The sequence below is a fragment of the Streptococcus sp. CCH5-D3 genome, assembly GCF_001556435.1.
Classification (GTDB): Bacteria; Bacillota; Bacilli; order Lactobacillales; family Streptococcaceae; genus Streptococcus.
In genome coordinates this window covers 1-283 of record NZ_LSIW01000050.1, presented here as the reverse complement: position 1 = coordinate 283, position 283 = coordinate 1, and the positions used below count along the sequence as shown (strand labels likewise).

General features: G+C 50.2%; 2 tRNA genes. Both read right to left on the bottom strand.

Features of this window, described 5'->3' with window-relative positions:
• Positions 1-60: 60 nt before the first annotated feature.
• Positions 61-133, bottom strand: a tRNA-His gene (locus AX662_RS02295).
• 11 nt (positions 134-144) lie between these two features.
• Positions 145-215, bottom strand: a tRNA-Trp gene (locus AX662_RS02290).
• Positions 216-283: the final 68 nt, after the last annotated feature.

The following is a 283-nucleotide window of genomic DNA, read 5'->3' as shown; positions in this document are numbered from 1 at the left end:
CCAACGCATGAGGGAGTCAAAGTCCCTTGCCTTACCGCTTGGCTATACCCCAAAAATATAGGCGAATGAGGGGAATCGAACCCCCGAATGTCAGAGCCACAATCTGATGTGTTAACCACTTCACCACATTCGCCACTTTACTAACACGGGCAGTAGGAATTGAACCCACACTGAAGGTTTTGGAGACCTTAGTTCTACCTTTAAACTATGCCCGTAACTATGGAAGGGGAGGGATTCGAACCCCCGAACCCGAAGGAGCGGATTTACAGTCCGCCGCGTTTAG